11 protein-coding genes are annotated in these 14,336 nt (G+C 52.9%); 1 reads left to right on the top strand and 10 read right to left on the bottom strand.

The window, feature by feature from the left end:
- Positions 1-79: 79 nt before the first annotated feature.
- From NK662_RS05325 to NK662_RS05355, 7 genes are all read right to left on the bottom strand, one after another.
- The gene (locus NK662_RS05325; protein WP_254757862.1) at positions 80-1,159 is read right to left on the bottom strand and encodes a family 43 glycosylhydrolase; all 1,080 of its coding nucleotides are present in this window, start codon (positions 1,157-1,159) and stop codon (positions 80-82) included.
- Between the two features lie 15 nt (positions 1,160-1,174).
- Positions 1,175-2,947 carry a glycoside hydrolase family 2 protein gene (locus NK662_RS05330; protein WP_254757863.1) on the bottom strand — a complete coding sequence of 591 codons (1,773 nt, stop codon included), beginning with the start codon at positions 2,945-2,947 and terminating at the stop codon, positions 1,175-1,177.
- A gap of 17 nt (positions 2,948-2,964) precedes the next feature.
- The gene (locus NK662_RS05335) at positions 2,965-3,798 is read right to left on the bottom strand and encodes a carbohydrate ABC transporter permease (RefSeq protein ID WP_254757864.1); all 834 of its coding nucleotides are present in this window, start codon (positions 3,796-3,798) and stop codon (positions 2,965-2,967) included.
- Positions 3,799-3,804: 6 nt separating this feature from the next.
- Positions 3,805-4,785, bottom strand: a complete 981-nt coding sequence (locus NK662_RS05340) for a carbohydrate ABC transporter permease (protein ID WP_254757865.1) — start codon at positions 4,783-4,785, stop codon at positions 3,805-3,807.
- Positions 4,786-4,847: 62 nt separating this feature from the next.
- On the bottom strand, positions 4,848-6,119 hold the full coding sequence (locus NK662_RS05345) for an ABC transporter substrate-binding protein (RefSeq protein WP_254757866.1): 1,272 nt from the start codon (positions 6,117-6,119) through the stop codon (positions 4,848-4,850).
- A 68-nt stretch (positions 6,120-6,187) separates the two neighbouring features.
- A complete protein-coding gene (locus tag NK662_RS05350) occupies positions 6,188-7,150 on the bottom strand; it encodes an ArsR/SmtB family transcription factor (RefSeq protein WP_254757867.1) in 963 nt (320 codons plus the stop codon).
- A 263-nt stretch (positions 7,151-7,413) separates the two neighbouring features.
- A complete protein-coding gene (locus NK662_RS05355) occupies positions 7,414-8,301 on the bottom strand; it encodes a substrate-binding domain-containing protein (protein ID WP_254757868.1) in 888 nt (295 codons plus the stop codon).
- Positions 8,302-8,416: 115 nt separating this feature from the next.
- On the opposite strand from NK662_RS05355, the gene modA reads away from it, so the two are divergent.
- Positions 8,417-9,157, top strand: coding sequence for a molybdate ABC transporter substrate-binding protein (gene modA, locus NK662_RS05360; RefSeq protein WP_438503589.1), 741 nt, complete (start codon positions 8,417-8,419; stop codon positions 9,155-9,157).
- A 108-nt stretch (positions 9,158-9,265) separates the two neighbouring features.
- Here the strand turns inward: modA and icmF are convergent, their stop codons facing one another.
- The 3 genes from icmF to NK662_RS05375 are packed head-to-tail and all read right to left on the bottom strand — an operon-like array spanning position 9,266 to position 14,336.
- Positions 9,266-12,505 (bottom strand): fused isobutyryl-CoA mutase/GTPase IcmF, encoded by a 3,240-nt coding sequence (icmF, locus tag NK662_RS05365; protein WP_254757869.1) that lies wholly within the window; start codon positions 12,503-12,505, stop codon positions 9,266-9,268.
- Positions 12,506-12,508: 3 nt separating this feature from the next.
- Positions 12,509-13,150 (bottom strand): TetR/AcrR family transcriptional regulator, encoded by a 642-nt coding sequence (locus tag NK662_RS05370; RefSeq protein WP_254757870.1) that lies wholly within the window; start codon positions 13,148-13,150, stop codon positions 12,509-12,511.
- A 46-nt stretch (positions 13,151-13,196) separates the two neighbouring features.
- Positions 13,197-14,336 (bottom strand): acyl-CoA dehydrogenase, encoded by a 1,140-nt coding sequence (locus NK662_RS05375; RefSeq protein WP_254757871.1) that lies wholly within the window; start codon positions 14,334-14,336, stop codon positions 13,197-13,199.

A 14,336-nucleotide genomic window follows, 5' to 3' on the forward strand; every position in this document is an offset into this window, starting at 1 on the left:
AATTTATAGTTAAATCCAAAAAAGTGTCAGATAAATCGTAAAAATTGTAAGATAAACCCGAAAAAGTGTCAGATAAATCCTACTTCACAGCCGGCGCAGGCGCCGGGCCGTTGCCCGGCTCCTTCCCCTTCACCGTCGGCCAGCCTTTTTCCCAAGTGATGGCATCAATCAGCAGTGGCCGCCGCGTTGCCCCGTTCAAGAGGCGCGGGTCATCCGCGTCAATGGCATGGTATAGAATCCAGTCCTTGCCCGCGGCATCCGTCACGATGGCGTTATGGCCCGGACCGACAAACTGCTTGCCGTTCTTGCCCTTTTTCTCGTTAAAAGCGAGGACCGTCGTGCCGCCGCCCTGGAGCAGGGATACGCCCTTGGCATCCTTGAACGGCTCCTTAATGGAGTCGGATCGGCCGACATTGACGTGATAGGTACTGTTCTCCCCGTCACAGCAGCTGCCCGCGGAACCGAAGAAGTAGTATTTGCCGTCGCGCTTGATGACATACGGCGCTTCATACTGCGTATCCGCCACCTGAAACTTCTCGCCGACCGTCTTCAGGCCGTCCGCGGACAATTCAATGCCGTAGATGCCGTGGAAGCTGCCCCAGAACAGGTAGGACTTCCCGTCATCATCCTGGAAAAATTGCGGGTCAATGGAGTTGTCAACGCCGATGCTGTCACTCGTGAACAGCTGCCCCTGGTCGGTGAAAGGGCCGCCCGGGCTGTCAGCAGTCGCCACCCCGATGGCCGGGTTCGGATCGCCCCAAATGGAAACGGAGTAATACATATAGTATTTGCCGTCCTTATGCTTGGAGATATCCGGCGCCCACAGGCCGCCGCCGCCTTCCTTCCAGCCCGGCTTCACCTCAAAGGCATCGCGGTGAAACTTCCAATCCACCAAATTCTTGGAGCGGAGAATAGGAACGACATGCGGGCCGTGCCCGTCTCCCCAATCATCCTCCGTGCCGTATGCATAGTAGTAGCCGTCTTCCCCCTTGATGACCGACGGATCGGCAAATACGGGCTCAAAGACAGGATTTTGGTACTCTCCGAACTTCGGCGTCGCTGCCGTCTCCTTCGGCTTCTGCAGCCATGTCATGCCAAAGGCTGCGGAGGCAGCCAAGATGGCCGCCGCCGCAGTCAGGATGATCGTCTTCTTTTTCATAGAGTCACCCTCCAATTATTTGAGGCGATCGTTAATTTCTTTGATTTTGCTGAGGTCGCACTTTGGCTGGCGGTCATAGGTCAGGAGGCCGTTGATTTCCTGCTCCACGTCCGCAATCTGCGTATAGCAGAAGCCCTGCACGACCGGGCTGTCGAGGATGGCATCCGTTACTGCTCGGTACGCTTCCACGAGCTGCTCCGGCGATTGCACGCTGGAGTAGCCCCAGCCGGACGTGTCATCGGCCTTGTAGGCGATGCCGCCGTACTCTGTTACCAGGATTGGTTCGCCGCGGTAGCCGAAGCCCTTCGCGTAGATTGCGCGGCGCGCCGGCTCAGTGGAAATCGCGCTTTCTACTGTCTCGTATGCCTTCCGCACCTGCTCCGCTCCCTCATAGTTATGGATGGTGCACAGGTCGGAAATCGTGTGCTCCCAGCCGTCATTGGACATCACTACACGTGTTTTATCCAATGATTTTGTCAGGTAGTACATTGCCAGCGTGTGGTTCTGCTGCAGCTCATCCAGCAGCACGCGGGATACGCCCCAGCTCTCGTTGATCGGCACCCAGGCAATGATGGATGGGTGGTTGTAGTCACGGTTCACAACCTCAATCCACTCTTTTGTCAGACGCTCAATTGCCTCCGGGCCAAACTCCACGCAGTTCGCGATTTCGCCCCATACAAGGAAGCCCAATTTGTCCGCCCAGTACATGAAGCGCGGGTCTTCTACCTTCTGATGCTTGCGGGCGCCGTTGAAGCCCATTTCCTTGGACAGCTCGATGTCACGCTTCAGCGCTTCGTCAGACGGAGCCGTCAGCAGGCCTTCCGGGAAGTAGCCCTGGTCGAGCACCAGCTTTTGATAATATGGACGGTTGTTCAGCATGAACTTGCTGTTTTCAATGGAAACCTTGCGCATGCCGAAGTAGCTGCTTGCCGCATCGACTGCTTCCCCGTTGCGGAGCAGCTGGAACTCCACATCGAACAGATTTGGATGCTCCGGCGCCCACATCCAGCCGCCGCCATGGGCGTTTGTGCGGTCAATGTAACGGTTGATAACATTATAGACGCGCTTGTTGTATGTCTCGAGCACTCGGAAGCTGTCTGAAACAACCGTTTGCCCTTTAAAAGAAATGGTAGTCTGTACCTGGTATTCGCTGAGATCAGCTCCAACCGGGAATTTCAGGTTGTATTCAATCGCGATATCTCCGTTATCAATATCCGGCGTGAAGCGGACCTTTTCGATGCGGCTGCTTTCTACCGCTTCCATCCACACCGTCTGCCAAATGCCGGTTGTGCGTGTGTAGAAAATGGATGCGGATTGCTCGTGCCAGTACTGCTTGCCGCGCGGCATCAGCTCGTCAGTGGACGGGTCCTCCACGCGCACCACCAGTTCATTGTCAGTATCCTTTAAGAAGGACGTGATATTTGTGGAGAAGGAAACATGTCCGCCCTCATGGAAGGTCGCCAGTTCCCCGTTCACGTATACCCAAGCGCGGTAGTCCACCGCGCCAAAGTGCAGGATGACCTCCTGGCCGGCCCACGCAGCCGGAATGTCAAGGCTGCGGCGGTACCAGACCACATCATGGAAGGAAGGATCAGCGATGCCGCTGAGCTTTGTTTGATATGCGAACGGCACCTGAATCGTTACAGACTCGCTTGGAAACTGCGCATACCATTTTTCTTGCAGACCGGCATTCCGGTCATCGAAGGAGAAATCCCATGCTCCGTTCAAATTTTCCCAATTGCTGCGCACGAATTGCGGGCGTGGATATTCTGGTCGTAAGTGTGTCATCGTCTCGGTCTCCTTTATTATTTAATTCCCGCTTGCGTAACAGCCTTCACGAAGGATTTCTGGCCGATCAGGAAGACAAGCATAACTGGAATCGTGGCAATTGTAGAAAGAGCCATCATTTTATTTGGTGTGCTGACATAGCTGCCCTGCGTCATAATCGCAATACCGGCTGTCAGCGTCCGCATTTCATCAGAGTTTGTCGCGTACAGTGGCCAAACGAAGTCATTGAACACGCCCATGAATGTCAGAATGGCGAGTGTCCAAAGCGCCGGCTTCGCGGACGGAAGCAGAATCATCCAGAAAATCTGGAACTTGTTCGCGCCGTCGAGATGCGCCGCCTCTTCAATTTCCTTCGGGAAGCCCGCGAAGAACTGATACAGCAGGAACACACCGAAGGCTCCGGAGGTATACGGCAAAATCAGCGCCCAATACGTATCAATGAGCTGCCAATCGCTGAACTGCGCATACAGCGGCAGAAACCAAACGATGCTTGGAATCATCATCGTGCCGACAATGGCAGCGAAAATGACCTTTTTAAACGGAATATCCAAGCGTGCCAGGCCGTAAGCAGCCAGGGCATCAATGACCACAACGAGAACGGTGGTTGCGATGCCGGCGAACAGGGAGTTGAACACCCAGCGCATGATCGGCACGTTCAGGTCGCCGCCTGTCAGTACGTTCACGTAGTTATCAATTGTCGGGTTGGACGGGATAAAGCTCAGGTTTGGCAGAATGGCCTCTACATCGTCCTTAAAGGAAATGGAAACCATCCACAACAGCGGCGCAATAAAAATGACCGCAAGCAAACTCGCAAGAATAATGAGAGTAATAGGCTTTGCCTTTCTTTTCATAGGAAATCATCGCTCCTTTTCGTTCGTTACACGGAATTGGATGATGGAAACGACAATGATCATAATAGCCATCAAGAGAGCCATCGCGGATGCCGCGCCCATCTTATGCTGGCCGAACGCAACGTCGAACACGTTCATCAGGAGTACGGTTGTTTCAGATCCCGGACCGCCGCGCGTCATCAGGAACGGCTGCGCATAGATGTTAAAGGATGCGATCGTGGACGTGATGATAATGAACAGCATAATTTTCCGGATGGATGGAAGCGTAATATAAATCAGCTTCTGCCATGCACTTGCCCCATCAATTTTGGCCGCCTCATACATTTCTTCAGATACTTCATTCAAGGCATTGATAAAGATCAGCATGTTGAAGCCGATGGTCCACCAAAGTGTCGCCCCGATTAAGGAAATCCATGCCCAGGGCAGATCCGTCAGCCAGCCAATTTGCGACTGCAGGCCGAGCTTGCCGAGCACAATATTCAAAAGACCGGAGTTCGTATCGAACACGCGCAGGAAGATAACCGCCATAACAGATGCGGAAATGGCATACGGGCTGAAGAAGATGGTCCGGAACAGGCCGCTTGCCTTCTTCGGCAGCGCATTCACCAGAAGCGCCAGCAGCAGGCCGACAACAATCAAGAAGGGAACAGAGTAGATCACGAATTTTACAGTCCCAAGCAATCCCTGAAAGAAGCTGGTGTGCGTGTAGCTTCCGGCAGTGAAGATATCCACATAGTTCTGCAGGCCGATGAATTTCGTGGAATCGGAAAGCAGTTCGTAATCTTGGAAACTCATAATAATTCCGTGCATCAGAGGGTAGATGAGAAATGCGATAAAACAAATGAGATATGGGAGCACAAACAGGCTGGAGGTCAGCTTAGACTTCCACTTCTGCTTTCGGCGTTTTGTTGCAGTCTGCACAGCATGGACTGATAACGTTTCCACAGCCAAGTCTGGCCCGGAGCCCGGCTTCATATTTTGACCCATGGGAGATTCCTCCTTCTCTTAGTGAATCAGGCAGGTGAAGCCACCTGCCCGATCGCCTTGCCTTATTTCACTTGCAATGCTTTTTCCTGTGCTTCATCCAATGCCTTCTTTGCATCCTTCTGGCCAAGCAGCACAAGGTTGATTTCCTTGTACAGGTCGCCAGTCATTGCGCCCCAGTTGACAACAGGCGGGTTGAAGATCGCATAGTCGAATTCTTTTGCCACAGTTGTCTGCTGCTGTGTCAGACTTTGGAACTCAGGGCTTGCCAATACTTGCTTGGAAGCAACCGCCTGGCCGGATTGTGCCCAGTCGATGGAGTGGCCGGCAACATACTTCAGGAAGTCGCCCACACCTTCCAGAACCTTGGCATCCTTAACATCCTTTGGAACGACGAAGTTATGAGAGCCTGCTTGCACTGCCTTTTGCTTTGTGCCAAGCTGTGGAACTTCTGCTACACCATAGTTGATTTTTGCTTTGTCGAATTGATCCTTCATCCAAGGGCCGTTCAGCTGCATGGCGTTTTTGCCTTGCAGGAACAGAGTAACCTCGCCGTCTTGCGCCACCTTTTCAGGAGATACCTTCGCATCGTACACCAGGCTCTTCAGGAATGTCAGTGCTTCCACTGCTTCCGGAGAGTTCAGCGTCGGCTTGCCTTGCTCATCAGCCAGCTTGCCGCCGTTTTGCGCTACTACGGACGGGAAGATGAACTGCTGCGGCCACAGTGTCGGCATAACGAAGCCCCACTGCCCCTTGTCCTTGTCTGTCAGCTTCTTCGCAGCTGCTACAAACTCTTCACGGGTTGTCGGCGCTTTCTCAATGCCGGCAGCCTTGAACAAATCCTTATTGTAGTACATAACCATTGGGTGAACGTCGAGCGGAACGCCGTACAGCTTGCCATCGATTGTTTCGTACTTCACAGGAGCCTCTACAAAGTCGCTTGCTTTGATGCCAGCCTTGCTTGCGATGTCATCCATTGGCTGCAGCTGGTCCTTCTTTTGATATGTAGGGATCTGGTCCACGTGCATGATCATCACATCTGGACGCTTCTTGCCTGTGCTCAGAGCCAGATCTACTTGCTTGTAGTATTCGCCGTTCGGGATGATCTGGAATTTTACGTTGTACTTGTCGGATTCCTTGTTATAAGCGTCCACAATTTTCTTCATGAACGGACCGTCCGCACCGGAGAATGGTGTCCAGAATGTAATTTCCTGCTTGCCGCTTGCAGATGGAGAAGCTGTCTTCTCTGTTGACTTTGAACTACAGCCCGCCAGTACCAGGGATGTGCCCAGGATTGTTGCAGCTGCAATTCCTCTTACTTGTCTCCACATACTCATGTGTGGTTACCCCCTTTATCTATTCCCTACCCATTCACTCACATCTATATAAAATAAGAACTAGTAGGCTATCTCACAAAGCCAAGACGCATGACAAGATCTGTTTCATAGTTTCCGAATTTGCTGCCGAACAGGTTGATGCCGCCATCATTTATCGCATCCGGCTTCACACCGATTTTAACGGTGATAAAAGGCGATTGCTCCAGCGCCAATTTTTCCAGCGTGACCTCCGAAATGGTCCGGCCGTCAATAAAAGCGCCGTCTTCAGCTACACGCCATGTTTTCAGCAAACCGAATTGTGTATTTGCCTCGCCCCACCAGGATGGGGTCAGCACCCCGCGTTCCCCGCCGAAATCCCCGGGACTCGTCCAAGTTCCCACTTCGACTCCATTGATCCAAAGGGTAATATCAGACGGCCAATCCAGATTGTGCAATGGTGCTTCCGAGCAAATCTCCATGGAAAGCTCCAGGCTGTTTGCGCGTGCTCCCCGCGGTGTCCGGTTCGGGAACCGGTACTCCAGGTAGCCTTGGCGGAACCAGATCAGCTGCGCGTTTGTCCGCTCAGGCTCCAGGAAGGAGGACGGGTCGTCGAACTCGCCGATAATCTTCTTGTCGCTGACCAAGCCGCAGGTCGGCGCCACCTGAAAGTCAAAGAAGTGGCCGATCGGCATTGGGATTTCCACTATATCGTTCTGTTTGATTTGCTCGACCGCGTTTGTCTCCACAATGATCTTGCTGAACACCGCGGCGCAGACCTTCTGTGTTCCCCTTGTGCCGGGCACCATTTCTGTTTGGATGAGGTTGGCATCCTCCAGCTTTTTAATATTGACTGCTGCCGTGGAAGGTGGAATGTTGAACATCTCCGCAATCTCAATGACATTGCGCGGCCGCTCCAGCAGGCTCTTGAACATGGCAATCCGCAGGTCTGTCGACAGCGCCTTGGCAATTTCAATGAAATTATCCAAGTCGGTCGTCAGCACTCTTGTGGCAACCTCCGTATTCGATTGGTCTACTGATAATTTTGTCATCATCATTTTCACCTCAGGAAAAGCAGCATTTCTTTTTTGTATTTTCTGCAAATTGATTACGCTTTCATCATAGCAAATGCCTTTGGCCCTGTCTATAATTTTAAACAACTTTTTTTGATTGTTTTATATTTTTTTGTTTGTAAAACAGACATATTTGCTACCATTTTCACATATTCCGCAAAAAAAGCTGCATTTCCCTCTCCTTTCACCCAATTTATCTACACGTTTTATTGTTCTAAATAGCGAATCCTCTTGAAATTGCTGTGTTAAAAGGCTTCATACAGGACCCGTCCGGTCTGCGAAAGGTCATAGCCGCCAATAGCCTCCAGCTCCTCCTGAAACCCTTTCGTATGCAGCACAGCTTTTATTGTTTGAATCCATTCTTCATTTGCCGCTGTTTTCAGTATCACCAAATCATACTGCTCCAAAGCAAGCGGGATAAACTCCACCCCGACAAGCTCCGCCACCTTCTCTGTTCCGATGCCGACATCAGCCCGGCCGCCCGCGACACGGGAAGCGATTCCGATATGGTTGCTTTCCTCGTGATCATAGCCTTGAATTTCGCTCGGTTTGATGCCGCGCAAGCGCAGGTTTTCATCCACGAGCACCCGGATGCCGGCGCCATATTCCCGGTTCACAAAGCGGACGCCCTTCTTCCGCAGGTCCTCCCACGTCCGGATTTGCTTCGGATTGCCCTTTTGCACATAAAAGCCGACCCGTCTGGAGAGCAAATGCAGCACAATGCACGACTTGCCCACTAAAATACGTTTCACATACGGAATATTGTACTCGCCTGTATCTCCATCGAACAAATGCAGGCTGACGATACTTGTTTCATTTCCATGCAGCTGCAGCAAGCTGGTCAGACTGCCGTTGTAGGCCCGCAGCACCGCTGTGTCGGGCGACTGCTTTTCCACATGCTTGGCCAAAATATCCAAGGACAAGTCCTGGCCGCTGATGACCGCTGCCTGCCGGGATGGCATCCCTGTTTTCAACCGGCGGATATATTGCTCCAAATCCTCCACATCAATTCTCATCTGCCGCCCGATCCGGTAGGCGGGCAGCTCCCCTTTTTTAATGAGGTCATATACCGTCAGCTTGGACACCTTCAGCTGCTTCGCGACCTCCTCCGTTGTATAAGAGTCTCCTCTCATGCTTCATCCCCTCACTTTCTATCCCCATTGTAGTGGTCAAAGTCTATCGTGTACAGGTTAGATATAACTAGTTATAATTAGATATAACTAGTTATAACAAGAAAGGAACGAATATATGAAACGGCTCTGTCTATGTTTGAGTTTATGCCTGCTGGCACTCTTCGGCTGCGCCAAGCAGGAGCAGGTGTCCCTGACGATTTCCGCTGCTGCCAGCCTGCAGAACGCTTTGACCGATATTCAGAAACAATATGAAACAGACCATCCGAACATGAAGCTGTCCTTCAACTTCGGCAGCTCCGGCGCCCTGCAGCAGCAAATTGAACAGGGCGCGCCTGTAGATGTATTTTTCTCCGCCGCCGAAGATAAGTTTCAAGCCTTGCAGAAGAAAGGCCTCGTAAGCGAAGGAAAGAATGTACTGGGGAATAAGCTCGTGCTGGTTGCGCCGAAGAACAGCGCGCTGAAGGGCTTTTCCGATTTGGTCTCAGCCAAGCAAGTCTCCATGGGCGCACCGGAATCTGTGCCGGCCGGCAAGTATGCCAAGCAGTCTCTGACAAAGCTCGGGCTCTGGCAGGCTGTTGAGAGTAAAATGATTTACGCCAAGGATGTCCGCCAGGTGCTGACGTATGTGGAGACCGGCAACGTGGAGGCAGGGATTGTGTATGAGACGGATGCGAAGGTATCAGACAAAGTGAAAATTGTGGCGACTGCGGACGCGGGCACACATGACCCGATTGTCTACCCGCTTGGAGTGCTGAAGGCGACGAAGCATAAGGCAGAGGCGGATGATTTTTATAAATATCTGCAGTCTGATGCAGCGTTGAAGATTTTTCAGAAGTATGGATTTACGGTTTTGTGATTTTTATAGATAAATCTCAAAAAGTGTAAGATAAATCCGAAAAAGTGTAAGATAAATTCGAAAAAGTGTAACAAACAAAGGCTCCCATGAATCGGGAGCCTTTGTTTGTTACATATTCCGGCGGTATTGGCCGCCCACTTCGTACAATGCCTGTGTAATCTGCCCCAGGCTGGCAACGCGGACGGTGTTCATCAGCTCCGCGAAAATGTTGCCGCCGGAGACTGCGACCTCCTTCAAGCGTTGGAGAGCCAGACCGGCTTCGTCCTTATGCTTCTCCTGGAAGGACTGCAGGTTGAGAATCTGAGATTCCTTCTCCTCATAGGAGGAACGGGCCAGCTCCAGATTGTTCATTTCCTCTTCCACAGCCGCATTCGGATTCAGGTAGGTGTTCACGCCGATAATTGGCAGCTCGCCTGTGTGCTTTTGCATTTCGTAATGCATAGACTCATCCTGAATCTTGCCGCGCTGATATTGTGTTTCCATCGCGCCCAGCACGCCGCCGCGGTCGTTGATGCGGTCAAACTCCTGCAGCACCGCCTCTTCGACGAGGTCCGTCAGCTCTTCTAAGATGAAGGAGCCCTGCAGCGGATTTTCGTTCTTCGTCAGTCCATGCTCCTTTGTAATGATGAGCTGGATGGCCATCGCGCGGCGCACGGATTCCTCTGTCGGCGTTGTGATCGCCTCATCATATGCATTGGTATGAAGCGAGTTACAGTTGTCATGCAGCGCCATCAGTGCCTGCAGTGTCGTCCGGATATCATTGAACGCGATTTCCTGCGCGTGCAGGGAACGGCCGGATGTCTGCACATGATACTTCAGCTTCTGGCTGCGGTCATTCGCACCATACTTTTCCTTCATGACAATGGACCAGATGCGGCGCGCCACACGGCCGATGACAGAGTATTCGGCATCGAGGCCGTTGCTGAAGAAGAAGCTCAGGTTCGGTGCGAAGTCATCAATGCTCATGCCGCGGCTCAGGTAGTATTCGACGTACGTGAAGCCGTTGGACAGCGTGAACGCCAGTTGGGAAATCGGATTTGCCCCCGCTTCAGCAATATGGTAGCCGGAGATGGAGACAGAATAGTAGTTTCGTACTTTGTTTTCAATAAAATACTCCTGAATGTCACCCATGAGACGAAGCGCAAATTCCGTGGAGAAGATGCACGTGTTCTGCCCCTGATCTTCCTTCAGAATGTCAGCCTGCACCGTGCCGCGGACAGTCTGCAGGGCACGCGTCGCAATGCCCTTGTACTCCTCAGGCGTCACCTTGCGTCCCAATTCAGCCTCCGCTTTTTCAATCTGCTGGTCAATTGTTGTATTCATGAACATCGCCAGAATGATCGGTGCCGGGCCGTTGATGGTCATGGACACGGACGTGGAAGGTGCGCAGAGGTCAAAGCCGCTGTACAGCTTCTTCATGTCATCGAGCGTACAAACGTTGACGCCGCTCTCGCCGATTTTGCCGAAAATGTCCGGACGATACGCTGGGTCTTCCCCGTACAGTGTCACAGAGTCAAACGCTGTGCTGAGGCGCTTCGCATTGTCATCCTTGCTCAAATAGTGGAAGCGGCGGTTCGTGCGCTCCGGTGTGCCTTCGCCGGCAAACTGGCGCTTCGGATCCTCATCAGAACGCTTGAACGGGAATACACCCGCTGTGTACGGGAACTCGCCCGGCACGTTCTCCTTGCGCACCCAGCGTACAACTTCACCGTAGTTGCGGTACTTCGGCAAAACAACCTTTGGAATGCGTGTGCCGGACAAAGTCGTTGTGTAGAGCTGTGTACGAATTTCCTTGTCACGGATCTTCGTCACGAACTCGTCAGCCGCATACTTCGCTTTGACCTCATCCCAAGATTCCAGAATTTGCTTCACGTCCGGAGACAGCACATTTTCATAGCTGCGCCGCACCGCACGCAGCGTTTCCGCAGCCTGCGGGTCACCATCTTTTTCAGCAATCGCCTGGATTGCGCCTTCAATTTGGAACAAGCGCTCCGCTGCCTTTGCCTGCTCTTCTGTACGCTTATGGTAGTTTCGGACTGCATCCGTGATCTCACGCAGGTAATAGCGGCGGTCTGTCGGAATGATGACATTCTGCTTTTCCACCTTGCCCGGCTTGATGGTTTTTGGCTGCCATTCCTTCTGCGCCTTGGTGTTCACCAATTCAACCAGCTTCAAAAATACCGTATTTGTGCCGGCATCGTTGAACTGGCTCGCAATGGTGCCGTATACCGGCATTTCCTCCAGCGGCAGCTCGAACAGCATGCGGCTGCGCTGATATTGCTTTTGCACCTGGCGCAGGGCATCCTCGGAGCCCTTGCGCTCGAACTTGTTGATGACAATGAGATCTGCATAATCAATCATATCAATCTTTTCAAGCTGAGTCGGCGCGCCAAATTCACTTGTCATGACATACATGCTGAGATCGCTGTACTGCGTGATGGCCGCGTCCCCTTGGCCGATGCCGCTTGTTTCCACGATGATCAGATCAAAGCCCGCTGCCTTTGCGACAGTAATGGCATCCTGAATGGCCAGCGACAGCTCGGAACGGGATTCCCGTGTTGCCAGGCTTCGCATGTATACACGCGGTGAGTTGATGGAGTTCATGCGGATTCGGTCACCAAGCAGGGCGCCGCCCGTCTTTTGCTTTGTCGGGTCAATGGAGATGACCGCAATTTTAATGTCGTCAATTTCGTTCAGGAAGCGGCGGATCAGTTCATCCGTCAGGGAGCTCTTGCCGGCGCCGCCTGTACCGGTGATGCCGAGCACCGGCGCCGCGTTCTTGACGCGCTCTGCCAGAGATTGAATCAAAATATTCCCTTTGCCGACACTTTCCTCCGCCAAGGTAATCAGCTTGGCGATCGTTGTCACATTGAGTTCCTCTGTTTCCAGAAGAGCCTGGTTCAGGTCACCCGCTGTCGGGAAGTCGCTTTCCTCCAGCATTTGATTGATCATGCCCTGCAGGCCGAGACGGCGGCCGTCCTCCGGCGAGAAAATTTTGGCGATGCCGTAAGCGTGAAGCTCGTCGATTTCCCGCGGAATAATAACACCGCCGCCGCCGCCGTAAATACGGATATGGCCGCCGCCGCGCTCCTGCAGCAGGTCATACATATACTTGAAATACTCCACATGGCCTCCCTGATAGGAAGAAATGGCGATGCCCTGGACATCCTCCTGGATGGCGGCGTTTACAATTTCTTCAACAGAGCGGTTGTGCCCGAGGTGGATGACCTCGGCACCGCTGGATTGCAGAATGCGCCGCATGATATTGATGGAGGCATCATGTCCGTCGAACAGGCTCGATGCGGTCACAAACCGGACTTTATGCTTTGGACGATATACTGTTGTCATCATTCACACTCCTGCTCCCTTCTCTTTCATATGCACACCGTGCAGCAAATATTGTGTTTGCAGCTCCGTGTATTGCTCCAGCGTGTAGAGCTTGCGCATGGCCCAGCGGCGGAAGCCCCACATTTGTCCCTGGACGAAAATGTTGTGGGCCACCAACGCGATCTCGTCCTGCGTCAGCGAGAATTCCCCGTTGTCGACGCACTGCTGGAGGAAGCTTTCAAACATGCCGACCATCTCCAGCTCCTTGCGCAGGACATAAGGAATGGACTCCTTCGGGAGGAAGCGGACCTCCTGGTACATGATGAGTACCTCGTCCTGCAGCTCGTCCATGACCTTGAAGTAGTTGGCGATGGCAAGCTTCAGGCTCTCCAGGCTGCCCTGCCCGATATTCAGGGCCTCCTCCAGCCGCTCCTTTACAAGCTCATAAATGCTGTCGCACACGAGGTATAATACGTCGTCCTTCGTGCGTATATATTCATACAGCGTCCCGATGCTGAAACCGGACGCCTTGGCGATTTCTCTCGTTGTCGTGCGGTGGAAGCCCTTTTGCTTAAAGAGCTGCACCGCCCCTTTCACCATCTGCTCGCGGCGAATTGCCACAAGCTTTTCATCCTTCACAGATGCTTGAACAGTATGCTTGCTCAACTCGCTCTCTCCTCTCTGTAGAGAAGCGCGGGCGAACCCGCGCTCATCATTTTGCCAGCATGCGGGAAATGACAAGACGTTGAATCTCTTGTGTTCCCTCATAAATCTGTGTAATTTTCGCGTCACGCATGAAGCGCTCCACCGGATAGTCCTTCGTATAGCCATAGCCGCCGAATACCTGCACCGCTTCTGTTGTGACCCGCATCGCAGCATCGCCGGCAAACAGTTTGGACATTGCAGATTCCTTGCCATATGGCAGGCCTGCAGATTCCAGCCAAGCAGCCTGATAGGTTAAGAGTCTTGCAGCCTCTACGCTTGTCGCCATATCAGCCAGCTTGAAGGCGATACCCTGCTGGTCGATGATCGGACGGCCAAACTGCTGGCGCTCCTTCGCATAGCCGACCGCTGCATCAAGCGCGCCCTGGGCGATGCCCACAGCCTGCGCCGCGATGCCGTTGCGTCCGCCGTCGAGTGTCTGCATGGCGATCTTGAAGCCCTGGCCCTCTTCGCCAAGACGGTTCTCGACTGGGATGCGGCAGTCTTCAAAAATAATTTCGGTTGTTGGTGAAGAACGGATGCCGAGCTTCGCTTCCTTCTTGCCGACAGAGAATCCAGGCGTGTCGGCTTCCACAATGAAAGCTGTTGTGCCGCGCTGCTTGGAGGACGGATCTGTCAGAGCAAATACGATGTAGATATCAGCAATGCCGCCGTTTGTGATAAAGATTTTGGAGCCGTTCAGGACGTAATGGTCGCCTTCGAGCTTCGCCATTGTGCGCATGCCGCCCGCATCAGAGCCGGAACCCGGCTCAGTCAGGCCGTACGCACCGATTTTTGTTCCCTCTGCCATTGGACGCAGGTATTTCTGCTTCTGCTCCTCTGTGCCGAACTTATATACCGGCCAGCCGGCAAGAGAGGTGTGGGCGGACAGTGTTACCCCTGTGGAGGCGCAGACGCGGGACAGCTCTTCGACCGCGATGCAGTAGGCCAGATAGTCGCTGCCGATGCCGCCGTACTCCTCAGGCCATGGAATGCCGGTCAGGCCCAGCTCCGCCATTTTATCAAAAATAACCCGGTCAAAGCGTTCTTCTTCATCACGTTCAGCCGCAGTCGGCGCTACTTCATTTTCGGCAAAATCACGCACAGTTTTACGAATCATTTCATGTTCTTCAGATAATTTGAATTGCAT

Source organism: Ectobacillus ponti (assembly GCF_024294785.1).
GTDB lineage: Bacteria > Bacillota > Bacilli > Bacillales > Bacillaceae_G > Ectobacillus > Ectobacillus ponti.

Bases quoted from the DNA above. Each gene is read 5' to 3' on its own strand.
- NK662_RS05325 (WP_254757862.1), bottom strand. From the start codon at position 1,159: ATGAAAAAGAAGACGATCATCCTGACTGCGGCGGCGGCCATCTTGGCT.
- NK662_RS05330 (WP_254757863.1), bottom strand. From the start codon at position 2,947: ATGACACACTTACGACCAGAATATCCACGCCCGCAATTCGTGCGCAGC.
- NK662_RS05335 (WP_254757864.1), bottom strand. From the start codon at position 3,798: ATGAAAAGAAAGGCAAAGCCTATTACTCTCATTATTCTTGCGAGTTTG.
- NK662_RS05340 (WP_254757865.1), bottom strand. From the start codon at position 4,785: ATGGGTCAAAATATGAAGCCGGGCTCCGGGCCAGACTTGGCTGTGGAA.
- NK662_RS05345 (WP_254757866.1), bottom strand. From the start codon at position 6,119: ATGAGTATGTGGAGACAAGTAAGAGGAATTGCAGCTGCAACAATCCTG.
- NK662_RS05350 (WP_254757867.1), bottom strand. From the start codon at position 7,150: ATGATGACAAAATTATCAGTAGACCAATCGAATACGGAGGTTGCCACA.
- NK662_RS05355 (WP_254757868.1), bottom strand. From the start codon at position 8,301: ATGAGAGGAGACTCTTATACAACGGAGGAGGTCGCGAAGCAGCTGAAG.
- modA (WP_438503589.1), top strand. From the start codon at position 8,417: ATGAAACGGCTCTGTCTATGTTTGAGTTTATGCCTGCTGGCACTCTTC.
- icmF (WP_254757869.1), bottom strand. From the start codon at position 12,505: ATGACAACAGTATATCGTCCAAAGCATAAAGTCCGGTTTGTGACCGCA.
- NK662_RS05375 (WP_254757871.1), bottom strand. From the start codon at position 14,336: ATGCAATTCAAATTATCTGAAGAACATGAAATGATTCGTAAAACTGTG.